Annotated in this window: 22 protein-coding genes; 12 read left to right on the top strand and 10 right to left on the bottom strand. The window is 39.4% G+C overall.

Annotated elements, in window-relative coordinates:
- The first annotated feature begins 141 nt into the window (after positions 1-141).
- The 5 genes from CH362_RS14635 to ileS all read left to right on the top strand — a co-directional run bounded on the left by CH362_RS14635 (position 142) and on the right by ileS (position 7852).
- Positions 142-1632, top strand: a complete 1491-nt coding sequence (locus CH362_RS14635) for an amidase (protein ID WP_100711066.1) — start codon at positions 142-144, stop codon at positions 1630-1632.
- A gap of 55 nt (positions 1633-1687) precedes the next feature.
- Positions 1688-2167, top strand: a complete 480-nt coding sequence (locus CH362_RS14630; RefSeq protein WP_100711065.1) for a flavin reductase family protein — start codon at positions 1688-1690, stop codon at positions 2165-2167.
- Between the two features lie 70 nt (positions 2168-2237).
- The gene (gene purL, locus CH362_RS14625) at positions 2238-4469 is read left to right on the top strand and encodes a phosphoribosylformylglycinamidine synthase subunit PurL (RefSeq protein WP_100711064.1); all 2232 of its coding nucleotides are present in this window, start codon (positions 2238-2240) and stop codon (positions 4467-4469) included.
- Positions 4466-5110, top strand: a complete 645-nt coding sequence (locus CH362_RS14620; protein ID WP_100711063.1) for a leucine-rich repeat domain-containing protein — start codon at positions 4466-4468, stop codon at positions 5108-5110. Before purL ends, CH362_RS14620 begins: the two co-directional genes overlap by 4 nt.
- A gap of 3 nt (positions 5111-5113) precedes the next feature.
- Positions 5114-7852, top strand: a complete 2739-nt coding sequence (ileS, locus tag CH362_RS14615) for an isoleucine--tRNA ligase (protein WP_100711062.1) — start codon at positions 5114-5116, stop codon at positions 7850-7852.
- Between the two features lie 27 nt (positions 7853-7879).
- Here ileS and CH362_RS14610 read toward each other — a convergent pair whose 3' ends face one another.
- The 3 genes from CH362_RS14610 to CH362_RS14600 all read right to left on the bottom strand — a co-directional run bounded on the left by CH362_RS14610 (position 7880) and on the right by CH362_RS14600 (position 9752).
- Positions 7880-8566, bottom strand: coding sequence for a DUF1003 domain-containing protein (locus CH362_RS14610; RefSeq protein WP_100711061.1), 687 nt, complete (start codon positions 8564-8566; stop codon positions 7880-7882).
- 18 nt (positions 8567-8584) lie between these two features.
- Positions 8585-9304, bottom strand: coding sequence for an LA_1326/LA_4305 family lipoprotein (locus CH362_RS14605; protein ID WP_425269068.1), 720 nt, complete (start codon positions 9302-9304; stop codon positions 8585-8587).
- Between the two features lie 85 nt (positions 9305-9389).
- A complete protein-coding gene (locus tag CH362_RS14600; protein ID WP_100711060.1) occupies positions 9390-9752 on the bottom strand; it encodes an STAS domain-containing protein in 363 nt (120 codons plus the stop codon).
- Positions 9753-9865: 113 nt separating this feature from the next.
- On the opposite strand from CH362_RS14600, the gene CH362_RS14595 reads away from it, so the two are divergent.
- The 4 genes from CH362_RS14595 (at position 9866) to CH362_RS14580 (ending at position 14343) form a co-directional block, all read left to right on the top strand.
- Complete coding sequence (locus CH362_RS14595; protein WP_100711141.1) at positions 9866-11692, top strand: hypothetical protein; 1827 nt, start codon at positions 9866-9868, stop codon at positions 11690-11692.
- 21 nt (positions 11693-11713) lie between these two features.
- Complete coding sequence (locus CH362_RS14590) at positions 11714-12430, top strand: amidohydrolase (RefSeq protein WP_100711059.1); 717 nt, start codon at positions 11714-11716, stop codon at positions 12428-12430.
- 66 nt (positions 12431-12496) lie between these two features.
- Positions 12497-12805 carry a DUF485 domain-containing protein gene (locus CH362_RS14585; protein ID WP_100711058.1) on the top strand — a complete coding sequence of 103 codons (309 nt, stop codon included), beginning with the start codon at positions 12497-12499 and terminating at the stop codon, positions 12803-12805.
- The gene (locus CH362_RS14580) at positions 12805-14343 is read left to right on the top strand and encodes a sodium:solute symporter family transporter (protein ID WP_100711057.1); all 1539 of its coding nucleotides are present in this window, start codon (positions 12805-12807) and stop codon (positions 14341-14343) included. Before CH362_RS14585 ends, CH362_RS14580 begins: the two co-directional genes overlap by 1 nt.
- Positions 14344-14369: 26 nt before the next feature.
- Here the strand turns inward: CH362_RS14580 and CH362_RS14575 are convergent, their stop codons facing one another.
- Genes CH362_RS14575 through CH362_RS14555 form a run of 5 tightly spaced genes read right to left on the bottom strand, consistent with a single transcriptional unit; the run spans position 14370 to position 19307 of the window.
- Complete coding sequence (locus CH362_RS14575) at positions 14370-15473, bottom strand: AI-2E family transporter (RefSeq protein WP_100711056.1); 1104 nt, start codon at positions 15471-15473, stop codon at positions 14370-14372.
- Positions 15466-15993 carry a cyclic nucleotide-binding domain-containing protein gene (locus CH362_RS14570; RefSeq protein WP_100711055.1) on the bottom strand — a complete coding sequence of 176 codons (528 nt, stop codon included), beginning with the start codon at positions 15991-15993 and terminating at the stop codon, positions 15466-15468. Before CH362_RS14570 ends, CH362_RS14575 begins: the two co-directional genes overlap by 8 nt.
- A gap of 2 nt (positions 15994-15995) precedes the next feature.
- Positions 15996-16553 carry a lipoprotein signal peptidase gene (locus CH362_RS14565; RefSeq protein WP_100711054.1) on the bottom strand — a complete coding sequence of 186 codons (558 nt, stop codon included), beginning with the start codon at positions 16551-16553 and terminating at the stop codon, positions 15996-15998.
- Entirely contained in the window at positions 16550-18253 is a 1704-nt protein-coding gene (locus CH362_RS14560; RefSeq protein WP_100711053.1) for an ABC1 kinase family protein, read from the bottom strand. The genes CH362_RS14565 and CH362_RS14560 overlap by 4 nt, the downstream gene beginning before the upstream one ends.
- Before the next feature lie 4 nt (positions 18254-18257).
- Complete coding sequence (locus tag CH362_RS14555; protein ID WP_100711140.1) at positions 18258-19307, bottom strand: Gfo/Idh/MocA family protein; 1050 nt, start codon at positions 19305-19307, stop codon at positions 18258-18260.
- 91 nt (positions 19308-19398) lie between these two features.
- On the opposite strand from CH362_RS14555, the gene CH362_RS14550 reads away from it, so the two are divergent.
- From CH362_RS14550 to CH362_RS14540, 3 genes are all read left to right on the top strand, one after another.
- Positions 19399-20796 carry a UDP-N-acetylmuramoyl-tripeptide--D-alanyl-D-alanine ligase gene (locus CH362_RS14550; protein WP_100711052.1) on the top strand — a complete coding sequence of 466 codons (1398 nt, stop codon included), beginning with the start codon at positions 19399-19401 and terminating at the stop codon, positions 20794-20796.
- A gap of 62 nt (positions 20797-20858) precedes the next feature.
- Positions 20859-21347 carry a 5-(carboxyamino)imidazole ribonucleotide mutase gene (purE, locus tag CH362_RS14545; protein ID WP_100711051.1) on the top strand — a complete coding sequence of 163 codons (489 nt, stop codon included), beginning with the start codon at positions 20859-20861 and terminating at the stop codon, positions 21345-21347.
- Positions 21344-22462, top strand: a complete 1119-nt coding sequence (locus CH362_RS14540) for a 5-(carboxyamino)imidazole ribonucleotide synthase (RefSeq protein WP_100711050.1) — start codon at positions 21344-21346, stop codon at positions 22460-22462. The genes purE and CH362_RS14540 overlap by 4 nt, the downstream gene beginning before the upstream one ends.
- Before the next feature lie 7 nt (positions 22463-22469).
- Here the strand turns inward: CH362_RS14540 and CH362_RS14535 are convergent, their stop codons facing one another.
- Positions 22470-23624, bottom strand: a complete 1155-nt coding sequence (locus CH362_RS14535) for a polysaccharide pyruvyl transferase family protein (protein ID WP_100711049.1) — start codon at positions 23622-23624, stop codon at positions 22470-22472.
- On the bottom strand, positions 23621-24601 hold the full coding sequence (locus CH362_RS14530) for a lysylphosphatidylglycerol synthase domain-containing protein (RefSeq protein ID WP_100711048.1): 981 nt from the start codon (positions 24599-24601) through the stop codon (positions 23621-23623). Before CH362_RS14530 ends, CH362_RS14535 begins: the two co-directional genes overlap by 4 nt.
- Positions 24602-24608: the final 7 nt, after the last annotated feature.

The following is a 24608-nucleotide window of genomic DNA, read 5'->3' as shown; positions in this document are numbered from 1 at the left end:
TCGGCTGGGGAATATCCTTGACCCAAGTGAGCCAAGCTTTATGCCTCTCTCCCTTAGAGCGTTTTATTCGGTAAATGGTTCCCAGTATTCTTCTGGATTTGCCCCTTCGACCGAGTCCTAAATCCATTCTGGCGGAAGAATATGAGTAATACAAAATTTCCATTCGATTCTTATGATAGTATCGGCCTCGCAGATCTGATCCGAAAGAAGAAGATCCAACCCAAGGAATTATTAGATTTTTCTGAAGCAAAGATAGATAGATTTAATCCTGAATTGAACGCAGTTGTTTTGAACACAATCGACAAAGCAAGAGAAGAGCTTAGATCCGGTAAGATACTTAAGGGACCTTTTTACGGAGTTCCACTTCTTATTAAAGATTTATTACATCATGTGAAGGGACAAAAGATCACTTCAGGTTCCAAGGCTTACAAAAATTACATTCCATCCGATGACAGCGTTTTTGTTTCCAGACTCAGAAATGCAGGATTTGTTTTTATAGGTACTACAAATGTTCCTGAATTTGCTTTGATGGGAATTACTGAGCCAAAATTTCATGGGCCTACTCGAAATCCTTGGGATCCAGAAAGAACTCCGGGAGGATCTAGCGGTGGTTCAGGAGCTGCAGTCGCATCCGGAATGAGTTCTATTGCAACAGGTTCGGACGGTGGTGGATCTATCAGAATTCCAGCTGCATATTGTGGACTATTCGGATTAAAACCAACTAGAGGAAGAGTTCCAGTCCGTCCTTACGGAAGAGTTTGGCAAGGCGCTTCTCAAGATCATGTTCTTACTAAATCAGTCAGAGACAGCGCTGCAGTTTTGGACTTAGTCTCAGGAGTTGGGATAGAAGAAGCGTTCTCCATGGATAAAAATAAAACTTCTTATCTATCCGAAGCGAAGAAGTCACCAGGCAAACTAAAGATCGCGTATTCTTTCACTTCTCCTATTGGAACTCCAGTCAACCAAGATCATATAGACGCGTTACACGACACAGTAAAGCTCCTAAAATCATTGGGCCATAAATTAGAAGAAAGTTCTCCCCAGGTGGATGGAAAACGTTTAGCAAAAGCATATGTGACCATGTATTTCGGAGAAGTTGCTTCTGAAATCTCTCGCTTAGACAAAGTATTGGGCAGAAAAGCAAAAATGGGAGATGTAGAATCCACTACTTGGATTTTAGGATTACTCGGAAGATCTATTTCCGCCGGAGAATTTGTATCTGCGATCCGTTATTGGGATGAAGCCGCATATATCTCAGAATCCTTTTTAGAAAATTATGATCTATATTTGACCCCTACCACTGCAGAACCTCCTGCTAAAATTGGAGAACTTGCACCTAAACTATATGAAGAAATTGCAATGCAAATCATCGGAAGAATAGGAACTGGAAAATTACTATTAGCCAGTGGTATGGTAGACCAACTTGTAGAAAAAAATCTATCCAGAACTCCTTTTACTCAGTTGGCAAATCTTACGGGACAACCTTCCATGTCTGTTCCACTTTCCAAAACGACTCTCGGTCTACCGATTGGAATGTTATTCACTTCCAAAAGAGGAAGAGAAGATGTACTTTTCCGACTGGCAGGACAATTGGAAAAAGAAAGACCTTGGGCAGATATTAAGAAGTCTTAAGGATTTTTTAAGACAATTCACTTTACAAATAGGATCGAGAAACAATCTAATAACTATGTCTTTCAGCACGGACGAATTCAAAAATTCACTCTCTCATTTTGCTTCCGGGGTAACTGTGGTTACTTTTTCCGACACCACTAGAGCCGGAGGATTGACTGTTAGCAGTTTTAGCTCACTTTCTCTAGATCCACCTTTGGTACTTTTTAGCCTCCAGAAGAATATATCGAGCCATGATCCTTTGCTTGCTTCCGGTCTGTTTACTGTGAACATTCTGTCTGCAGACCAACAGGAATATTCCAACCAATTCGCATCCGGTAAAATAGATAAACATGAACTGATCCAAAAGTTAGCCTGCGACCTAGGGCATAATGGAGTGCCTTACTTAAACGGCACATTAGCCAGGATAGAATGTGAGCTGGAAAAACAAGTAGATGGGGGGGATCATACCATAGTGATCGGAAGAGTGTTATTCGCAGTATCCGACGATTCTAAAAGGCCTCTTTTATATTACCGTAGGAACTACTATAATATCTGAACCCTAAAGACGGTATTTCCGCCCTAAAGTAGTTTTCAGTGGGGGCCAAGTCAGAAAAACTGGTCCCGTAATGGAAAAAGAATCCGTCTCCCTCCAAGACGCTCTCGAACACGGTCTTACCTCAGAAGAATTTAGCAAAATCCAGGAAATCCTAGGCAGACTCCCTAACTCCACAGAACTCGGAATTTTCTCCGCAATGTGGTCGGAGCATTGCTCTTATAAAAATTCTATTCTTCAATTAAAAACTCTTCCTACAAAGTCTGATAAACTTTTGGCCCAAGCAGGAGAAGAGAATGCCGGAGCCATGGACATTGGCCAAGGACTGGCAGTTGTTTTCAAAATAGAAAGTCATAATCACCCTACTGCAGTGGAACCTTACCAAGGTGCAGCAACTGGAGTAGGCGGGATCATGAGAGATATTTTTACAATGGGAGCAAGACCCATCGTATCTCTAAACTCTCTTAGATTTGGTAACCCTGACGAACCTAGAAATAAATATTTATTATCCAGAGCAGTCAAAGGTATCGGAGATTACGGTAACTCACTCGGGATCGCAGTCTCAGGTGGAGAATTATTTATAGACGAATGTTTTTCTAAGAACCCTTTAGTGAACGCGATGACTGTCGGAATCGTCAGACATGATCAAATGGCAAGCGCAACCACTGGAGGAAAGGTGGGTAACGCGGTATTTATCGTTGGTTCCACTACAGGAAGAGACGGTATTCACGGTGCATCCTTTGCTTCTAAAGATCTGACAAAAGAATCAGAGTCAAAACGTTCCGCAGTCCAAGTAGGAGATCCATTTATGGAAAAACTACTGATGGAAGCATCTCTCGAAGCCATCCAGAAAAAACTTTTAATAGGTATCCAAGATATGGGTGCTGCTGGAATTTCCTGCGCCACTTCTGAGATGAGTGCAAAGGGAAAATCCGGAATGAAGATCAATCTGGACCTGGTTCCTTTCCGCGAGACAGGGATGAATGCTTATGAAGCAATGCTTTCCGAAAGCCAAGAAAGAATGCTGGTAATCCCAGAAAAAGGGAAAGAAGAAGAGCTTGTTGCTATATTCAAAAAATGGAATCTAAACGCAGTTCAAATCGGAGAAGTTACCGATACCGGACTATTAGAAGTTTATAAAGATGGAAATCTAAAAGCTAAGATCCCGGCAGATACTTTAGTCCTAGGCGGAGGCGCTCCTAGATATGTGAGAGAGACAAAACGTCCTGCGTATTTGGACCAAGTTTCTTCTTGGACCCCTGATTCAACTCCTGATCTGCAGGAAAATGAATCAGGCAAAAAACTTCTTAAACTATTAAATTCTTGGAATATATCTTCTAGAAAACCGATCATTGAGCAGTATGATACTGAGGTTGGCCTAGTTAAGCTGATCGGACCAGGCGCAGATGGAGGACTATCCGCAATCCCTGATACCGATATGGCATTGGCCACTGCGACAGATTGTAATTCCAGATTCACCTATTTAGATCCATATTGGGGAGCAGCACTTGCAGTTTGTGAAGCAGCAAGAAACGTAGCTGTCACAGGTGCAGAACCTTTAGGCGTAACCAATAATCTGAACTTTGCAAATCCTTATATTCCAGAAAACTACTATATGTTTTCAGAATGTGTTCGAGGAATGGGAGATGCTTGTAGATTTTTAGGACTTCCCGTCACAGGAGGAAACGTTTCCTTCTATAATGAATCACCTGAAGGCCCGATCTTCCCTACTCCAACCATTGGAATGGTGGGAATTCTGGATAAACAGAAGGAAGCAGTCTGGGGAGCTCCTAAAAAAGCAGGACTTAGTTTAGCTCTAATCGGTAAATTTAACCCAAGCTTAGGTGGAAGCGAATACCAAAAAGCTTTCTTAGGCAAAGTCCAAGGACAGATCCCTAAATTCGATCTTGCAGACGAAAAATCATTATTAGAAGTTTTGGTTTCTCTCAGAAAGAATGGAAGCCTATCTTTTGCAAAAGACCTTTCTCTCGGAGGCATTGGGGTAGCGCTTGCAAAAATTGTAATACTATCCGGTCTCGGAATTAAGGCAGACTTAAACACAATCAAACAATCCAGAAAAGATCTTACACTTTTCGGAGAGAGTTCTGGTTCTGTTCTGATCGGTTACGAAAAAGGGAAAGAAGAAAGTATCAAATCCCTTGTTGGTTCTAAGGGTCTGGACTTCTACTCCATTGGAACGGTAGAATCAGATCCTAAACTCGAGATACAAGGATACGGAATTTCCACCTCTTCAAACGAACTAAAATCGGTTTATGAATCCGGTTTAGAGGAAATATTCAAATGAGATCCATTCAAAAAATCGGTATCGCCTATTTAATCCTTTGTGCCGCTTTCATTATTTCCGATTGCAGACGTCCTGCTTCTGAAATATTAAATGAGGCTTCTAAAAACCCAACCTCTATCGAAAAATTAGATTTGGGTTTAGGAAAACTTGGAACAGTTCCTCCTGCTCTATTTAATTTTCCAAACCTGAAATGGCTGGATCTTAGAATGAACGAGCTTACTTCTCTTCCTGAAAATGCAGGAGACTGGAGTAATTTAGAACATTTGAATATTTATGGGAATGATATAGAAAAACTTCCTGCATCTCTTTCCCAACTTTCTAAACTTAGATTTTTTTTCGCAGGAAATAACGACTTTGTTGGAATTCCTACAGAACTACCTTCAAATTCTATCCAAACAATTTATCTGGATTCCAATAAGATAGAATTCAAAGAATCTGATATAGATATTATAATGGGATTTCCAAAATTAGAAGTTTTGGATCTGGCAAGAAATAGAAAGATCGCGTCTTTTCCTAAAAACTTTGGATTTTTAGCAAGCCATCCTAAACTAAGACTTCTGATCTTAAAAGAAACAGGTTTAAAACCTTCTCAAATAGAATCTGCAAGAAAACTTCTCCCTAAAGTGAAGATAGAATTTTAATCCATGAAAGAAGAAGATAAGAAGAATCCATATTCAAGTACGGTAATACTCCCTCAAACGGATTTTCCAATGAAGGCAGGACTTTCTACTAGAGAGCCTGACCAGATCAAAACCTGGCAGTCAGAAAAAATTCTGCGCAAAATGCAGGAAAAAAGAAAGGATAGACCCCAATTTATTCTTCATGACGGACCTCCTTATGCAAACGGCAACTTTCATACAGGACATGCACTCAATAAGATCCTAAAAGATATGATCGTTAAGTCCAAATTTTTTGCGGGCTACCAAACAGACATGATCCCTGGTTGGGACTGTCACGGTCTTCCAATCGAAGTTCAAGTTCTTAAGAACCTGGGCAAAAAAGCAAAAGAGATCGGCCCGGAAGAATTAAGAAAACTTTGTAGAGAATATGCGGAACAATGGGTCCAAAAACAAGGACAAGATCTTTCTCGTTTCTTATGTTTTTGGGAAGAAGGTAAGATCTACAAAACTATGAGCCCCGATTTCGAGGCAAAGATCGTAGAAGTTTTTGGAGATCTATTCGAAAAAGGTTATGTATATCGAGGCAAAAAACCAGTTTATTGGTGTATAGAACTTGCGACCGCTCACGCTGAAGCAGAGATAGAATATTATCCTCATAAGTCCCCATCCATCTATGTAAAATTCCCGATCAAAGGACAGGATAGAAAATTCTGTTTAATCTGGACGACTACTCCTTGGACTCTTCCTGCAAACCTTGCAATTAGCTTTAATCCTAAATTCGCATATTCATTTTATGCAACTCCTAACGGAGAAGAATTACTTCTCGCAGACGGATTAAAAGAAGCTGTAGAAAAAGCAGCAGAAGTCCAGCTCACTAAAAAAGAATCAGTCTCTCAGGAAGCTCTTTCTAAAATGGTATTCCGTCATCCATTCTTGGATCAGGATTCTATTCCTCTTTTTGGAGAACATGTAACTCTGGATGCAGGAACAGGAGCAGTTCACACAGCACCAGGACACGGACAAGACGACTATAAGGTTGGTTTGGCTGCAGGTCTGGAACCTTATTCTCCCGTAGACGATTACGGTAGATATACAGACGAATTCCCAATGATGAAAGGGATCAAAGTCTGGGATGCAAATCCTAAAATTGTAGAATTATTAAGAGAAAAAAATCTACTTCTTCATTATTCTGAATTTGAACATAGCTATCCTCATAGCTGGAGAAGTAAAAAGCCTCTTATCTTCCGTGCGACCCCACAATGGTTTTTCCAAATGGATTACCAACAACTTAGGGAAAAATCCTTAGAAGCGATCGACAAAGTAAGTTGGATACCTAACTGGGGAATCACCAGGATCCGCTCTATGGTGGAAACTCGCCCTGACTGGTGTCTTTCCAGACAAAGAAACTGGGGAGTTCCAATCCCTGCATTCACTTGCGAAAATTGTAATGAAACCCATCTAGATGCAAAATCCGTAAAGTTCTTCACTGATCTAGTAAGAACTAAAGGAATAGAGATCTGGTACAGCGAACCTGCAGATTCACTTCTTCCTCCTGATACAAAATGTTCTAAATGTGGATCTTCTTCTTTTAGAAAAGGAAAAGATATTTTAGATGTTTGGTTTGATTCCGGAGTTTCTAATTTTGCAGTATTAAAGGAAAGAGGCAAGGAACCTCCTGCAGATCTATATTTAGAAGGTTCGGATCAACATAGAGGTTGGTTCCAGTCCAGCCTCTGGCCTTCTATGGCTTTACGAGGAATTCCACCTTATAAATCAGTCCTAACTCACGGATATGTTTTGGATGAACAGGGACGAGCAATGTCCAAGTCCTTGGGCAATGGAATAGATCCAACCACAGATATTATCAATGTATACGGAGCGGATATACTCAGACTTTGGGTAAGCTCTCAAGACTTCAGAGATGATGTAAAAGTCGGGAAAGAAGGCCTTAAGATCATTGCAGACAATTACAGAAAGATCCGAAACACATTCAGATATCTTTTAGGTAACTTGTCAGGACATTCTTTAGACCAAAATCTTAATGTTTCCGATTTGGAAGAAGTAGATAAATATTATCTATCCAAACTGGCACAACTTGCAGAAGAACTGAAAACCCATTATGAGAATTACCAGTTCCACCAAGTATATCAGAAACTTCTTCTATTCTGCACAGTAACTCTTTCCCAAGATTATTTCGAAATGATCCGTGATAGAATGTATTGTGATCGTAGAGATTCCAAAACCAGAAGATCTTCCTGCACTACACTCCAGATCATCCTAGAAACTCTTTGTATATATTCTGCTCCTATCTTAAGCTTCACTACGGAAGAAGTTTGGAAAGAAAATGGTAAGAAAGAATCAGTATTTACTGAGGAATTCCCAGATCTTTCTTCTTTCAGAAACAAAGAATTAGAAACTAAGTTTGAAGAAGCTTTGACTGCAAGAGAAACAGTTCACAAATCTTTGGAACTTGCAAGACAGGCGAGTAAATTAGGAAAATCTTTAGAAGCAGCTGTGGAAATCTCTTCCAAGGCGGAGAATAAACTACAAAAGGATTTCTCTTTAGAAGCTCTGGAATTAATCTTCACTGTTTCTCAAGTTAGTTTTGATAAATCGGACAGAGAACAATTGTCTGAATATTCGGATGAACATTTTTTAGTTAGAGTAGTAAAACCTAAAGAAGAAGAATGCCCTCGCTGTTGGAGACATCCGGCGGAGGAAAGACATAACGGTCTTTGTAAACGTTGTGCAGCGGCCGTTTAAGGCCGCATAATCCGGGCGACTTCTACCCTATTTACGATTTCCTAATATTTGCATCATCTGCATTTGGATTTGTTGGATCTCAGTCAACCTTCTCCATTGGTTCTTGAGAATATGATCTATCTTTTCATGAAGATGACGTATCTCAAGCTCGGCCTTTAGATTGATCTTATAATCCATCTCGGATCTGGCTCTATCCTTTGCTTCCTGCCTGTTCTGGCTCATCATGATAATGGGAGCTTGGATCGCAGCTAAAGTAGATAATATTAAATTAAGTAAAATGAATGGATAAGGATCGAATTTCCAGAGTGAGAAGAATGCATTGATTCCTATCCAAACTGTCATAGACAATCCGAACATTAGTATAAATGTCCAACTTCCTCCGAAGTCCGCCACCTTATCGGCGATTCTCTGTCCGAAAGTCAATCTGGATTGAAATGTTTGGTTTAGATCCTCAGAGATTAGGTCCTGGTTTTCAAGACTGTTTCTGACTTCTTCTTCCAAAGAGCTTAATTCTGAAGTTTCCTTTTGGATCATTCCTTGGATGTACTTCATGGTAGCCAGATTTAATTCTCCCAAGGAGATCATCTGACTGCCCTCTTTAAATCTTGGATCTTTTTTGATGAGATCCAAAACTTCAGGATTAATATATTCGAAAGAAATTAAGTCTTTAGGATCCGTAGTGGAAGGGTTTAAACAACAATATTCCGGATCCATTAGTCTATGCTTATCAGATTAAGGTCTGTCGTTCTCATCAGTGAGTTTAACAGGCTGGTACTGTTTTCTTGGAGTGAACTTGTATTTGCTTGGGTTTTTCATATCGAACACAACCCATTTGCGCAATGGAAGTCCGTCTACTTGTCCAAAGTCCACATTCTCCCCTTCTGCGATCTCTGTTCCGTCGAAACCATGAGCTAGTCTGATCTTTTCTACCCGGGTCCAGCGACTAAAATCTAAGGCCGCGTCTCTATCTACAAGCTCGCGTTTGATACGGCCGAATAGAAGATTGATCTTACCTTCTCCCGCCCAAAGGATACAACTTGTAACCTCGTCGAAAGAGATCACAGACTGAGTATCATCGTATTTAGAAATGATAAGAAGAAGTTTATCTTCAGGAAGATTTTTTAAAGTAAAAGGAAGATCTCTTGCGAGCAGATCCAACTCATGATCTGAAAATACGAAATCTGAGAAGTAACCTACAGAAGAACGTTTAGAATATCTTAAATTGCCAAAATAGTCCTTAATTTTTGCCTGATCCAATTGGATAGGATGTTCCAATTTTATATCATCACTCTTGGAAGTTTTATCAAAATCAGGGAGATCGGAAACACTAATCGTGAAAAATCCCATCCCTTCGGAACGAAACATCCTGTCCTTAAAAAAGTAAGGATAACATCCCGAGAAACTAAAGGCTAAAATAAGGAGCAGGGAAGTACGAAGAGCTTTTCCCTTCATAAAATCTAAAAGTGAAAAATTCATTACAGGACTCTTGCCGAATTGATTCATCTATTTGTTGGAACTTTCTAGAAGAGTTTCCGGTTCATTCTACCGTCAGAAATTCCCGAAAGTCGGGATATTTCTCCAGAAATTCTTCGATGGTGTACAGATTTACAATTCTGTCTAGACCGGAAAGCCTAAAAACGGAATGTAGGGACTTATTTAGCCCGAATATATTTACAGTTCCTTGATGGTCCCGGATCTGATTTCTGACTTTGATGATAATGCCTATCCCAGAGGAGTCGATAAACTTTACGAGACCCAAATGAAAGCTGACTACAGGGGGATATCCATCCCGAACGCTGTCCTCAAACTCCAGGTAAAAGTCCCGGGAATTATCCATCAAGATATCCTCCTGGACCGAAAGTACCAGGTGATTTTCTCGGGCGAGACTTTTAAGAATCATGGGAAAATAACAGGCCCAGGAATTCAGAGTATGTCAAGAAATAAGTATCTTTGTTGATTTATTTCGCCAGAAAGCCAAGATACAATCAGAGCGGTTTCCAAGGAATCCAGTCCATGTCCGAATTCGATAAAACCAGAAAAAGTATCGGTGCTAATAACCTAGATGATAAAGCCAGGCGGGAAATGTTCGACAAGTTCCAGTCCGCCGGCGGAAAAGTAGTCTCAGATAAGGATAAAAAAAGGGAAGAATCTCTTCGCAAACAAAAAGAGCAACCCCAAGTCCGCCAAGGTGCAAGAAGCCAAGCCGGGGGAAGAGACCCAAGACAAAATCAATCTTCTCAATCAGGAAGATCTTCCGTAAAACAGGTTCCTTCTAAGCCAAATCCAATTATGGATCGTAAAGCTTTAGAAGATGAGATGGGAAATTTTTTCAATCGTATGGCGGTCCGCTTTAAATGTTGGATCTCCCGCGTAACGTCATTTTCTTCCAGTGACCTTCTCCCTGCTTTCATGTCCGAGCTGAATATTGCAGGAAAAAAAGCACTACTTGAAATGAATTTTGTAGGGAATGATCTTTTAGGAAACCCTGCATACGCTTCTAAGATCGCAAAGGAACTCGACGGACAAAATCCTCTCTATATAGAGCTATTGGGCAGAATGCACAAAGCATATGATAGCACCGAGTTGAACCAGCTTCTAGAGGGGCATAACGCTGCTCCTGACCTCCCAGTGTCGGTTTCTAGAGTGAGGCAACCTCTCTATTCTATATTCAAAAAATTGTATTATATGTATCCATTCCAAGGTTCTTACGTGAAAGCTGTGACCTTGGGCTATCAGGCACTGGAAAAACTGGAAGGTAAACCTGCAACCGTTTACAATACAAAAAGAAAAAGGGCCCTCCAGGAATTTGACGTTCTTTACGGAACCATTTTTGATAAGCTCTATCTTGCAATTCTTAGAAGTGAGGACAAAAATATCCCACTTTTGAGCACATATATGGAGAATGTTCTGGGAATCCTACCAGAAGAAAAACTCGGCCAACGAAAACAGGGAGAAGAGTTAGACGAAATCTCCGGTGGAGTACATCCAGAGGAAGAAGATACTGAAGAATCTCCGGAAGAAAAGCCTGTAGATCCGGAAGAAGGCCTTAGCAAAGAGCTAAAATACGGCCTAAAACTTATGAGATCCATGCCTTTGGATCAATTAAGAAAACGTCATGATACCAGAGGAGAACATGATCTTATTCCGGCTGGAGATAAGGCATTATTAACCTGGTTATTCTTTAAGGAGTTCGACGAAGAATATTCCTTCGTAATGACCACCAAGAAGATAGATCTGAAACCCACAATCGCGGCCGGATCAAAAATCGATTATCGTGAAAAACTGATAGACCTTTATGAGACTACGAGAGGGATCCACGAACAATTCAGGATCTATGACCAGTATTATAAAGAATTAGAAAACCATCTCAAAAACCCCGGCGCAAATTATATTGAAGCTTCCAAAAAAACTTCCGCTCTGGAAACAAAAAGAAGCCAACAGTCGCGTAACGTAAGAGTTACCGCTAAGGACTTTTTTCAAAAAGGAGCGGAACTTCTTTCCAAATTGATCGCAGATATGAAAGGCAAAAAAGAGATCGTGACCAATATGGAAACTTTAATGACTTTCGATCTGATGGAATCCAAAAAGAGATTGAATAAGAAACCTATAAAGCAATGTATTATGGAATCTTATTGTTATGCTCTGGCGTTTTCCGAACGTTTGGAAAACGGAGATCTTTTTGGTGGAGTTCCTGAACTTTCAGCAGAAGAGATGGAAAAAGAATTCGGCATCAAGGCTACAAATGCTGCTCCAGAAGCAGAAATTTTAAGCCCAGGTGCTGAGTCCGGCGACGGAGAAGACGATAGTTTCGGTGTGGACCCTTCCATACTTTCCGATTAAATTCAAAGTCGCAGGTAAAGAGTGACCTCAGTAAAAATTACCCTTTTCCAAAAGGATCTATCCCAACCGGTTTCTCCTGAACAAAGAACCAAACTTTCTAAGGAAAAATCGGACTTTCTCATTCTACCATTATATTTTCCGGGAGGAGGAAATGGTTCTCCTGAATCATTAGCTTCTCGTGCTAAACCTTTTTTAGATGAGATCTATGCAATCTCAGAAGTTTATAAAGGTGCAATCTTTGGTGGAGGAATGTTCCGCAGAGATGATGAGGGTAAATTAAGATTCTCTATTCCAATTGTACAAAACATTGTACTAGTAGATTGGTACGATGTAAAAGGATTATCTTCTGAAGATTCTCCTGCTATCCCAGGTTCAGGAGAAGATTCACTGATCCTAGGAGGATTTCGTTTTGGGATCTTTGCAGGGAAAGAGATCCAAGATAAATCCAAACTGGAAAAATTAAAATCGGACAGGATCAATTTAGCATTCCATTTGGATTCTGTTTCGGATAACGGTACGAACTATTCTCAAGATCTAAAAAATTACGCAGACCTTTCCTCTCAGTATGGAATGTTCTTAGTGCGTAGCTCTGGCTATGGCATTCCTTTTGGTAAAAAAAGGATAGGAAGAAGTTTACTTTCCACTCCAACAGGAGTCACCTGGAAAGTGGCAGAAACCGAACAAGAAAAAGAGATCATCAAGACAGTTAATATAAACGGTATCAACGGTTTATTTTAAAAAAGCTTTTTATCCTTGCCAACCGGAGGTATAATTCTATTCTCTCCGCCGTTCCAAGGACTTCAAATGAAGATAAAAGCTCATCAATTGATCGAATCCATCGAGTTTAAAAAATTAGTTCGTACTAGATGGACAGTTAGTTTTGTTTTATTGTTTTTCCTATTCCTGAACTATTACGGATTTATACTCATCATCGCCTTAAAAAAGGAATGGGTTACGGAAAAACTAGGAACCGGTAACTACGGATTGTACGCTGGTGCATCTGTGATCCTATTCTCCTGGTTACTCACATTCATATATGTTTTTTGGGCCAATCGATACTACGACCAAGAAGTAGAAGTATTAAAATCTAAATTAGAATCGGAGACTAGATAATGGAATCCTCTCTAGGCCAACCAAACTTTATCTCCGTTCTATTCTTCGTAGTATTCGTAGTTCTTACATTAGGAATTACTTATTGGGCTGCTAAAAAGACCAAAACTTCCAGCGAGTTTTATGCGGCAGGAAGATCCATTACAGGTTTCCAAAACGGTTTGGCTCTTTCTGGAGACTTCATGTCTGCAGCGTCCTTTTTGGGAATTTCTGGAATGGTAGCCTTAAAAGGTTATGACGGGATTATCTATGCAGTTGGCTGGCTTGTGGGTTGGCCCGCACTCATGTTCCTTCTCGCGGAACCTTTGCGCAATTTAGGAAAATATACTTTTGCGGATGTATTAGCTTTTCGTTTAAAACAAAAACCGATCCGGATCGTTGCTTCTGTCGGCGGAATTTTGGTAACAATCACCTACTCTATCGCTCAAATCGTTGGCTCTGGAAAACTGATCAATCTAATGTTTGGTCTTCCTTATGAGTTAGCAGTTTTGATCGTAGGTGGAGTTATGCTATTGTACGTTCTATTTGGGGGAATGATTGCAACTACTTGGGTGCAGATCATTAAAGCATGCCTTCTACTTTTTGGTGTTACCCTGCTTGTAATTTTATCTCTGGCCCAATTCGGTTTTAGTTTAGAAAATTTATTCTCCGCAGTCGAGACCAAATTTGGAAGAACAGCTTTAGAACCAGGAGGATTTGCATCTAGCCCGATTGATTCTATTTCATTAGGACTAGCGTTAATGTTTGGTCTATTAGGTTTACCTCATATTCTAATGAGATTTTATACTGTGCCTGATGCAAAAGAGGCCAGAAAATCTGTGGCATACGCTACTACATTCATAGGTTATTTTTACATCATCATTCCAATCGTAGGATTTGCTGCTGCAGTTCTGATCGGAAGGGAACAAATTGCAGGAATAGACAAGGGCGGAAATATGGCGGCAGCACTTTTAGCCGAGTTGCTTGGCGGAACGCCATTTTTAGGATTTATCGCAGCAGTTGCATTTGCTACAATCCTGGCAGTAGTTGCAGGTTTAACATTGGCAGCTGCTTCTACCATTTCTCATGATCTTTACTTCAATGTATTTACAGAAGGTAAGGCAACTGAAGACGAACAAGTCTCTGTTGCTAAAAAGGCGACAGTTGTATTCAGTATAGTAAGTATTCTTTTAGGGATCTTATTCAAAGACCAGAACGTTGCCTTTATGGTGGGCCTTGCATTTGCTATCGCAGCAAGTGGAAACTTCCCTGCATTATTCCTATCCATTGTATGGAAAAATTTCAGTACGTTAGGTGGAGTTTTCTCTATTCTGATCGGTTCTGTTTCAGCTACCTTATTTATAATATTCAGTCCAACTGTATGGGTGGATGTTTTTAAATTTGATCAGGCAATCTTCCCTTTAAAAAATCCTGCTATCGTTTCCATGTCTTTGGCATTTATCTCTGCATTCATTTTTTCTAAACTGTTTCCAGACGAAAATGCTTCTGCAAAATTCGAATCTGAAAAAGTCAGGGTTTATTTAGGAGTTGGAGCGGAGTAAAGGAAGAAGTAACCAAGCTGCTTTGTTCAAAGCAGCTTATGGTCTTTCATGGATCTATAAAGTGAAGCAATTGTCACTTTAAGAATAGCGGCAAGTGGAACTGCTACAAGCATCCCAGCTATTCCGAGTAAACTCCCACCCACAGTGACTGCTCCCACTACTATCACAGGATGTAGAGAAACAGCATCCGAGATAATAACTGGCTGAACAAAAAAGTTATCCACAGCTTGTGCGATCAGGACTACAACAAGTATGGCTACCATTAGTTCATACATTCCCATACCATCATTAATGCCATTCGGATTAAAAATCCCAGCACCTTGTGTCAGAGTCATGAATAATGGAGGAACCATTCCAATGATAGGTCCTAAGTAAGGAATGGAGTTTGCGATCCCTGCAAATAAGGCGAAAATATAAAAGAATTTTAAACCGATCACATAAAAACCGATCATGGAAATCACAGTGATAATCGCACTCTGGATTACCAAACTTCTCAAATAATTTGTAATTTGTTCATTGATCTTTGAGGCTACCATCAAGGTCATTTCGAAATAACGGTTCGGGACAAGACTTACTATATTCTTATACACTCCGTTTCCGTTTAACAAAAACAAAAATGCAAATAAAGGTGTAACCACCAAATATCCAATCAATGTAGGGATCACAGAAACTAGACCGCTTACTTGAGCGTGAATCAGCTCAGCTGCTTGTTTCACTAATTCATCCGGGCGAATTGTATCTTCCCAGCTTGCAGGATAATCGTTAAATCTAAGCTGGAAACCAACTACCAGATATTTAAACTTTGCGTCATCTATATCCTGTTTCCAGTTCTTCATGATCGGCTGCAAAGTAGAAACGATAGGAGGAGCAACCTCTGTCGCAATTAGGTAGATAGGAAGGCAGAGTAAGAAGATAAGGATGGCAACTGAAATAATCCTAGGCACACCCAAGGTTTCGAAGTAGTTTATGGTTCCGTTAAATATATAAAACAGAATTAAGGAAAGAGCGATCGGAACTACAAGAAGTTGCAGACCAATTGTAAAAAATACAATGGCCGCTCCGACTAAAAAGAAAAATATAAATCGGATTACATATGTGGAGAGCGGTTTCGCATTATGATGATCAGGCATTTTTTTGTTTGCCCTTGTAATAAGCTTTTTCCAATAACTGGTTGGTTTTCTGAAGTCTTTCTACCACAACTCCAGTAAGACTTAAAAGTATCTCAATCCCAATCTTAGGTTTGGTTTCTATAATTTCTTTTAAGTCAGGTTGGAAAAATCCAAGTAATGTAGAAGGTTCTTGTGCAATCGCAGTTGCAGTCCTTCTCTCTTCAGAGAATAAAGAAAGTTCTCCGAAGAATGAATGTTGGTCTAAATGAGCCAGGTCCAATTCTACTCCGTCTCTTACGGAACGGATCGCTACCTTGCCGTCAAAGATCATATAAAATCCTGCTCCGGCTTCTCCCTGTCTGAAAATTTCCTCTCCTTCGGAATATTGTCTAACGTGAACTAATCTTGCAATTTCATGCAAGGTCCTTCTTTTCAATTTTCCGAACACAGAAGTTTCTCGAAGAAAACGTATAATCTCCGGGTTGGAGGTTCCCTTCTTCTTTATTATCTTTTTCCAAATGGGGAGTTGTAGAAAATTCAAAACTACTTCTTATCCTCTTCGATTTTCATAGTTAGGATCAATATCACCAATCCTACACTCACACAAGAGTCTGCGAAATTGAATGCAGGCCATCTATCAATCAAAAGCCAGTTCGGCCAATCAAAGTCTAGGAAGTCTACCACTCCGATAAATCTACCTTCGTAACGATTTTCTACAAATCCGAACTCAGCTCCGATCCCGATAATTTTTACGAAAAACTTATCTATAAAATTTCCGAATGCTCCTGACATTACAAGAGCCCAACCAGCCGGATGCCCTAGGTCAGAATTTTTCCAACGATATGCGATTAACACTAAGATCGCAACTGCAGTCAGAGACAAAGAGGTCCTTGGAAATCCTTGGAAAAGACCCATCACAAAACCGGTATTGAAAGTCAGGGTTAAACGGAAAAAATCTCCCATCAATTCGATAGGGTTATGAGGTCTTAGGTATAGTATCGCGATATATTTGGTAACTAGATCTATAACTGTTCCAGCAATCACGCTAATGATGAAGATAGGGGGATATACCTCTAAGAATTTCTTTTCGAAATATTTCACTGACGATTCCTTTTAGAGCTGAATTTATTTTTGATAACGGATAGAGCAAGGAGGATTCCGAAGAAAACGGATACCCCGTAAGCCACCATTGCTTGAGTTTCGATCCCTTTATCCAATCTATCGGTTCCATAATGGACACCAAAAAGTATAAATGCTGTACTGATGATCTGATGACCTAAAGAATACATCTTCTTAGTATGTTGTTCCAGGTCCGGAAGTTTATAGGCTTGTTTGCCTCTGTTTAAATTTTTAACAGCCTGTAATAATTCTCCAGGAAGAGAAACAGCCTGTCCCCAGATACCACCTTCCTGAACCAGAACCTTCTGCCATTGGTTCTCTCCTTGGAAGACCAGACCCTTAAATGGTTTTTCGCCATAATCCAAAACAGTACGATATGGATCCAGATTTGCAGTAATCCCAACAAGAAGACCAAGAACTCTCTCCAATGGGACAAGAGCTGTCGGCAATTGGATCATTCTAAGAAGTCCACGAAGACTTGAATTGATCTCTTTTAAAAATTTCAGATCTTCTGGTGTATGGATCTGTTCAAACTTAATATTCTTAAATGAATCCGTATCAGACAAGAACTTAGAAAGTTTTTCCATGGAATAACGGACTACTTCTTCTAACTTCTCTCTATCTGCTTTTTTAGAAACAAGCCCTAACTCATCGAGGGCCTCAACAAGTGCAGGATAGTCCTTTGTCATTGCGCAAAGAATGATCTTTCTCAGAGCGATAGCTTGGCTAGGAGGAATCTCCCCTACTGCACCGAAATCTATAAAACAAAGTTTTTCATCAGGAGTATAGATCATATTTCCTGGATGAGGATCTGCATGATAAAACCTATATTCAAATATCATAAGGATATATGCTCTGATCAAAAGATCTACTGGCCTAGACTTTGCTTGGCCTTTCTTTAATGTGCCGGCTTGAGTGATCCGCTTTCCTTCTATAAATTGAGCAGTTAAAACACTTTTGCCGCTCCACTCAGGGATCAGCTTAGGAAAAACATAATCAGGCTCTTCTGCAAAATATCTGGCCATACGATCCATGGACTCGGCTTCTAAACGAAGATCAGTTTCTCTTCCTACTAATTTTGCAATTTCCCTATGAACTATTTTGAAATCGAATGTAACCAGGAATCGATTGATCCTTTTCAGGAATTTGCGAACTGCCTTTAAATCTTTTTGGATAATATCTTCGATGCCCGGATATAAAATTTTAACCGCTACTTTCTCTCCCTTAAAAGTGGCAGAATGCACTTGAGCGATGGATGCAGATGCTAAAGGTGCTTCCGAAATATCAGGGAATACTTCTGCGATCTCTTTCCCGAATTCTTTTTTGAATCTTTCTTTAATTTCAGAAAAGGGATGAGGAGGAACTCTATCTTGTAAGTCCTGCAATGGTTCTGTGAAACTTTCAGGGAATAGATGAGAGAGTGATGCGAAATACTGACCAAGTTTTACATACACTCCTCCCATTTTTAAAAAGAAGTCTCTGCATTCTATGCCCAATGATTTATAAAATTCTAATTCTCTTTCTTCTCTTGATTTGGAAGATAGAAATAATCTTACAAATTTATAATACCAGAATAGACCGAATATTTTTTTCCAAAGAAAGAAGCTACCTCTATAGTATCTCCCTCTTGCGGAATAAGCAGGTAATTGATTTAAATATGTAGATTGGGAACTTGCAGGCATACGTTTAGATGGACGAAACAGTTCTAATTTCGGCGCCGGATTTGATTTTATGTAAAAGTTCCATGATACCTAGATTTTCTCCGATGTCACCGGTCATTTTTTCCGACTTCCCCGTAAGTACATTGCGTATCTCTGCATAAAGATTCATAAACGGGTTCGATCCGAGGAATGATTTTTCGGGAAATGAGACTTCCGTCAAACTATTAAATCCTTTGTATTTCTTAGAAGGTTTGGAAACGAAAAGTCTCATACCATCATTGGAGAGAAGAATGCGGGCCTCTTCAGTCATAATATCTATCTCGAATTGGAAATACTTTCGAGCACCCCCAGCTTCCAAAAACACCGCAGGCCCAGACTTATATTCCAAGAATGCGAGCGCTCTATCCTCAATCGGTATCCCCTTTCTTCTAGTCAAAGAAGATCGGATCCGATCAGGCTTACCCAAAAACCAATAGATCAAATCCACAGCATGAGTTCCGTCATGGAATAAAGGCCCTGTCCTTCCTTGGAATGCCCTACCAGGAGCCAAGGCAGAAGTCAAAACAGATGCTCGAATCGTACGGATCGGTCCATACTTTTGAGAGTCCAGAACCTGCTTTGCCCATACATATTTGGGATGGTATCTTCTCTCATGATTGATCCAAATGCGTATTCCTTTCTTACGGGAAATTTTTTCTAGATCCTTAGCTTGTAAAAAAGTTTCACAGACTGGTTTTTCGATCAGGAAATTTTTAACACCTCTTTCGATCCATTCGAGTGCGTTTCTATAATGATCTTCAGATGGGCTCGCAATGATCGCAAGGTCAGGTTTATATTTAGAAGGTAAATGGTATGGATCGGAGAAGGTCAACTGGTCGGAAAGTTTCCACTGCTTGCTGAAATTTTCCCTTTTGTCCTGATTAGGATCCACTCCTCCTACAAACTCAAAATTCTTTTTACCCCAAGAGGAGAATAGGACCCCGGAATGAGTGCAGGGCTTAGACCGATACGGATCTTTTTCCAAGGAAGAAGCGATCCTTCCTAAACCGATTAAAACAACCTTGGTTTTTCGCATCCCGCATACTTGAAAACCAGAACCGGAAGCTTGCAAGAGGAATTTTTAAAAATAGACTGCGAGTATTTTAGGTAGGAAGATATTGGGTCTGATGAAAGCACCATTCCAATACGATCCGGAAACTGTAAGAAGGGTACTAGAAAGTCCATCCGACTTCTCCTTTCAAAAAGAATCAGAGATCACAAGCATAAGCACAGCATCCGGAATGGTGGAACCTGGAACCTTATTCGTACCGTTAAGAGGAAATAGGGACGGACACGAATTTATATTAGATGCATTAGAAAAAGGTGCCTCTCATTTTTTATGCGAGAAGGGTCATCCAATCTTGGAAGGCCTCAGTTCAGAACAAAGAGAAAAAGCAATCCAAGTGAAAGACACATTACTCGCACTCGGGAAACTTGCTACATTTCATAGATCCAGATTTAATCCAATTTTAATCGCGGTCACCGGTTCAAGTGGAAAAACAACTACCAAAGAGATCTTGTCCTCCTGTCTTTCTCCGTTAGAAGAAGGTTTATTGGTCACGGAAAAAAACTATAATAACGAGATCGGAGTTCCATTCACATTATTCAAGATCAACTCAAAGACAAGATATGTTGTATGCGAGATGGGGATGAATCATTCAGGAGAAATCTCCCGGCTAACCAAAATGGCAAGGCCAGATTATTCACTCATCACCACTATTGGAACTGCGCATATAGAATTATTAGGTTCCAGAAAAGGGATCGCAAAAGCTAAGGCAGAAGTTCTGGAAGGAATGTATAAAGGTGGATCATTATTCTATCCTGAAACTGGAGAATATAAGAATTTCCTAAAACGAAAATGTATACGTTACGGTATCAAATTTAAGTCTGTCCCACTTAAAAGAAGAATAGAAATTTTAGAAACAAACCGAGAAGGATTTAAAATTTCCTTTTTAAATTCTACTTTGGATTGGAGTCTACCTGGGATCAAGTTGTTAGAAAACCTGGCATTATGTGTTTCCGTTTTGGAAGATATTGGAACTCCTACTGAATGGATACAAAACGGGATCAAAAATTTTAGATCCGGTGACAAACGATTAGATTTCCAAGTGGGAAATTATAAAATCCTAAACGATACCTATAACGCAAATAGAGAATCCATGTTATCTTCTCTGGAAGCATGTTCTCAAATTGCAGGAGAAGAAGGATTTTACGCAGTACTAGGAGACATGAAAGAAGTCGGAAATTATTCCCGCAAATTCCATACTGAGATCGGAAGTTTTGCGGCTGGTTTAAAGAATTGCAAAGGACTCTTTCTATTCGGAACAGAATCCTCTCATGCGCTAAAGAGTTTTCGAAAAAAAGCAAATCAAGGACTTCTATCCTTCTCCTTTCCTGGTGACGAAGAAGGACTTAAAAACTTAGTAGATACAATCCGCAGAGAAGTGCCTTCCGGCTCTTATCTATTAGCAAAAGCTTCCAGAGGAATGAAATTAGAAAGAGCCGTAGAAGAATTAAATTCATAAACCAATGGTTCATCGGTGTTTTCGGACTTGCCGGTGGATCGATATTAAAGGAATTTGCAAGTGTGAAAACGAAAGTCGCTGTTATAATGGGAAGCAGTTCGGATTGGGAAACCATGAAAGAAGCGGTCTCCATCCTAAAACAATTCGGAATCGAATGTCATACCGAAATCGTATCCGCACATCGTTCTCCAGAACTATTATTTGAATTTTCTAAATCTGCAAGATCCAAAGGTTTTGAGATTATAATCGCGGGTGCCGGTGGAGCGGCTCATCTTCCAGGAATGGTGGCTTCTCTTACTACCTTACCAGTGCTCGGTGTGCCTGTACAAAGTAAGGCGCTATCCGGAATGGACAGCTTATTGTCCATAGTGCAGATGCCAGGTGGAGTTCCTGTAGGAACACTTGCGATCGGAACTGCGGGAGCAAAGAACGCAGGACTGCTTGCCGCAAGAATATTGTCCCTTCAAGACGAAACATTATCTAAAAAATTGGAACAATACAGAAACGATATTAGAGAAGAAGCATTGTCCAAAAACAAAGACCTAATATGACAAAAATTCTAGTTCCTCCTGCAAGACTTGGAGTTATGGGATCTGGGCAACTAGGAAGAATGTTCGCCCAAGAAGCGATCCGAATGGGTTATCAAGTATCCGTTTATTCTCCTGAAAGAAATAGTCCTGCTTCCTTAGTAGGAGCCGTAGAAACAGTTGCTCCTTACGAAGATGAAAATTCACTTCAAACATTCTTAAAGTCTATAGATGCACTTACATTCGAATTTGAGAATATACCAGGAGCAGAACTAAACCTTATCTCCGAATATTCTCAAAAAAATTCTCTTCCGGTCTTTCCAAGTCCGGAATGTATCCGGATCGCACAACATAGGATCAGAGAAAAAACATTATTTTCTAAATTAGGACTTCCTACTGTGCCTTTCTATCCGATCACAGATAAGGCAGAAGCTACAAAAGCTGCAGAGACTTCCAAGTTCCCCGCAGTATTAAAAACTTCTTCCTTTGGTTATGATGGGAAGGGTCAGACGAAATTCAAAAGTAAGGAAGAATTTAGAGCATGGGTTGGATCGCTTGGACAAGAACCGCTCGATCTGATCTTAGAAGAATGGTATGAATTCGACAAAGAAGGTTCAGTAATCCTAGCAAGGGATCAAAAAGGAAATATACTTTGTTTTTCTCCTTCTGAAAATATTCATAAAAATCATATTTTGGATACAACCATCCATCCAGGAAATTTTTCAGACCCTATCAAAAAACAAATGATAGAATCTGCTAAAATCCTCGCAGAAGGAATAGATTACGTAGGCGTATTCGGTTTGGAATTTTTTATTAAAGGTGATAAGATCGTTTTAAACGAATTTGCTCCAAGACCTCATAACTCAGGTCATTTCTCACAAGACGGGGCGAATATTTCTCAGTTCCAACTCCAATTGAGATGTCTTACTGGGCTTCCCCTTCCTTCGGAACTTTCTTCCCAACCTTCTTCCATGAAAAATATCTTAGGACAAGATTATCTTCCTGAATCCGCTCTTTGGGCGAAGTATCTTTCTGATGAAAGATATACTTTGCATCTTTACGGAAAATCTGATCCAAGACAGGATCGTAAAATGGGGCATTGGAATTTTGTGGGAGATGGAGCGGAAAAAGCGTTTTAATAGATAATTATAAAAAGTGCTTTTTTATAGCTGTATCCAAAGACTTTTCATTCGTTTTTTGTATCTGTTTTAGGAATGAAGAATATTTAATATCCTGTGCAGGAGCTATCGCTCTTTTATAACACTTTATCACATGATCCACATCAAAATTAGGATTTTCTAAATAAGTAGATGAAGATCCCAATTTCATATATTTGATAAAATTAGAAACTTTGTCTGAATATACGATAGGGACCATTGGTTTTAGCGTAAGTGCGCCTAAGATCAAAGAATGAAGGCGGATCCCTATGATACATTTTGATTTTTTCGCAATAGATATATATTCCCCTGCACTTATCTCTCGATCGATTATTAAAAATCTTTCAACTTGATCTTTATTCAATCTATCCTTGATCCAAAATAATAAGTCAATATCTTGGGAAAGAAAAAATGGAATTCCGATAATTGTAGTTTTTTTATCTAACTCTAATACATTCGAGACTAATTTTAATAAATTCTCTCTGTATTTTATCAAAGAACTCCCTTGATAAGCTCTAGAAAACTTTAAAGATAGTTTAACGGGTAAAAATGACTTACTGAAAAACCAATCCCTCGGACAAAATAAAACATAAGGTTGTTTATATGTTTTCCAATTTTTATCGGGAGAGTTTTGGAAATTAAAGACTATATCGTAAGCAACGTCTATAGATTTCGGATTAAATTTATGTTCAATCAATAATTGCTCGGACTCTTTATCTCTTACTAATGAATATTCAGTAAGAGGAGCCATTGATCTCAGAAAAAAGCTCCCCAAAAATGTCTTAATAGGGCCAACTCCAATGCATAATAATATAACCTTCTTCTTAAAAACTGCTCGAGCTAGGAAGACTTGCAAAAAGTAGAAGGGTATATTTAAAGCACTAGATCCGTCTTGTAATAAGCCGCCACCAGACAAGACGAAAATATCACATCGTCTTACTTCATTAAAAAAGCTTAAAATACTTTGTTTTAATATTTTAATTTTAGGATCTGATAGGATTTTTTCAGTTCTTTGAATGTTCTTACTTAAGATTGAGATTTGGATAGATGATTCTTTTTTAAATTTATCAACTAGGACTTCTGCAATCGCCTCGTCACCTATATTGCCGGCACCAATGAAAGCGGAAAATAATACTTTTTTCATCCGTTATCTCCATTGTCGTTCAAAGAGGATAATTTAAATGGCAACTTAACGATCAGCCATGAAAAAAATAAGAATAATAGATCTGCAACTGCAGCCCATAATCTAGTGACTATCGCGATCAATACCGCACCTTCTCCAGAAAAGATCGGAGACAAAAATAGAACTAAAGCACCTTCTCGAATACCAATCCCACTTGGAAGAAACGGAACAGCCATACCGATCGCACCTGCCATACTAAAAGCGCCGACTAGATAAAAATAAAGATCAAATTGAACGGTAGAATAAAGAGCCTGAGTCAAAAAAAATACGGAAGTTCCGGAAATAAAAGTCCCGAAAGCATATAAAAGAAAAGATCTAAAAACTGCTTTTGGGGTAACACTAAGCTCTTCACTTGCTTCAGTTTTTCGAAGTAATCTAAAAGCGATTTTCATTAAACGATTAAAGATAGGCGGAGTTAATACCAAAAGGCATAAAAGACCTAAACCTAGAAGCATTAATCTAATTTCTAAATTTAGAAGAGAAAGACGAAAATCAAAAGCGATCAATAAAGCCGAAACTGTTGCGATAGCCGCAACTTGCATTCCCCCTTCCAATAAAGAAGAAACTGCTAAACGACTCTTTGAAATACCATGGCTGTTCGCCATATAAATTTTACCTGCTATCCAAGTTACAGTACCAGGTATATATCTACCCATCCAAGCCTTAGCATAAATGAAACTCATCTCAGGAAATCGAGGCAGAGTCTGGCTACCTAAATCGGTCAATATAGAACGCCAGATAAATACTCCCCAGAAACGAAATATTAATCCAAAAAAAGTAGCTATACCCACCATTACCCAATCGAAACGAATACCTTCTAGTTTAGAAAAATCGATTTTGAATAGATAGATACAGAAAAAGATAATTACAAAAATCAGAAATAGACGACTCCACATCTTATATGGAATTTTATTTATTAAAGATTTTAATTTACTCATGGTAGAA

The organism is Leptospira saintgironsiae, from assembly GCF_002811765.1.
GTDB lineage: Bacteria > Spirochaetota > Leptospiria > Leptospirales > Leptospiraceae > Leptospira_B > Leptospira_B saintgironsiae.
The sequence above is the reverse complement of the archived record's forward strand: the minus strand, read 5'-3'. Positions and strand labels throughout refer to the sequence as shown.

Coding starts and splice junctions, on each gene's coding strand:
- CH362_RS14635 (WP_100711066.1), top strand. CDS start 142: ATGAGTAATACAAAATTTCCATTCGATTCTTATGATAGTATCGGCCTC.
- CH362_RS14630 (WP_100711065.1), top strand. CDS start 1,688: ATGTCTTTCAGCACGGACGAATTCAAAAATTCACTCTCTCATTTTGCT.
- purL (WP_100711064.1), top strand. CDS start 2,238: ATGGAAAAAGAATCCGTCTCCCTCCAAGACGCTCTCGAACACGGTCTT.
- CH362_RS14620 (WP_100711063.1), top strand. CDS start 4,466: ATGAGATCCATTCAAAAAATCGGTATCGCCTATTTAATCCTTTGTGCC.
- ileS (WP_100711062.1), top strand. CDS start 5,114: ATGAAAGAAGAAGATAAGAAGAATCCATATTCAAGTACGGTAATACTC.
- CH362_RS14610 (WP_100711061.1), bottom strand. CDS start 8,566: ATGGATCCGGAATATTGTTGTTTAAACCCTTCCACTACGGATCCTAAA.
- CH362_RS14605 (WP_425269068.1), bottom strand. CDS start 9,304: ATGAAGGGAAAAGCTCTTCGTACTTCCCTGCTCCTTATTTTAGCCTTT.
- CH362_RS14600 (WP_100711060.1), bottom strand. CDS start 9,752: ATGATTCTTAAAAGTCTCGCCCGAGAAAATCACCTGGTACTTTCGGTC.
- CH362_RS14595 (WP_100711141.1), top strand. CDS start 9,866: ATGTCCGAATTCGATAAAACCAGAAAAAGTATCGGTGCTAATAACCTA.
- CH362_RS14585 (WP_100711058.1), top strand. CDS start 12,497: ATGAAGATAAAAGCTCATCAATTGATCGAATCCATCGAGTTTAAAAAA.
- CH362_RS14580 (WP_100711057.1), top strand. CDS start 12,805: ATGGAATCCTCTCTAGGCCAACCAAACTTTATCTCCGTTCTATTCTTC.
- CH362_RS14575 (WP_100711056.1), bottom strand. CDS start 15,473: ATGCCTGATCATCATAATGCGAAACCGCTCTCCACATATGTAATCCGA.
- CH362_RS14560 (WP_100711053.1), bottom strand. CDS start 18,253: ATGCCTGCAAGTTCCCAATCTACATATTTAAATCAATTACCTGCTTAT.
- CH362_RS14555 (WP_100711140.1), bottom strand. CDS start 19,307: ATGCGAAAAACCAAGGTTGTTTTAATCGGTTTAGGAAGGATCGCTTCT.
- CH362_RS14550 (WP_100711052.1), top strand. CDS start 19,399: ATGAAAGCACCATTCCAATACGATCCGGAAACTGTAAGAAGGGTACTA.
- CH362_RS14540 (WP_100711050.1), top strand. CDS start 21,344: ATGACAAAAATTCTAGTTCCTCCTGCAAGACTTGGAGTTATGGGATCT.
- CH362_RS14535 (WP_100711049.1), bottom strand. CDS start 23,624: ATGAAAAAAGTATTATTTTCCGCTTTCATTGGTGCCGGCAATATAGGT.
- CH362_RS14530 (WP_100711048.1), bottom strand. CDS start 24,601: ATGAGTAAATTAAAATCTTTAATAAATAAAATTCCATATAAGATGTGG.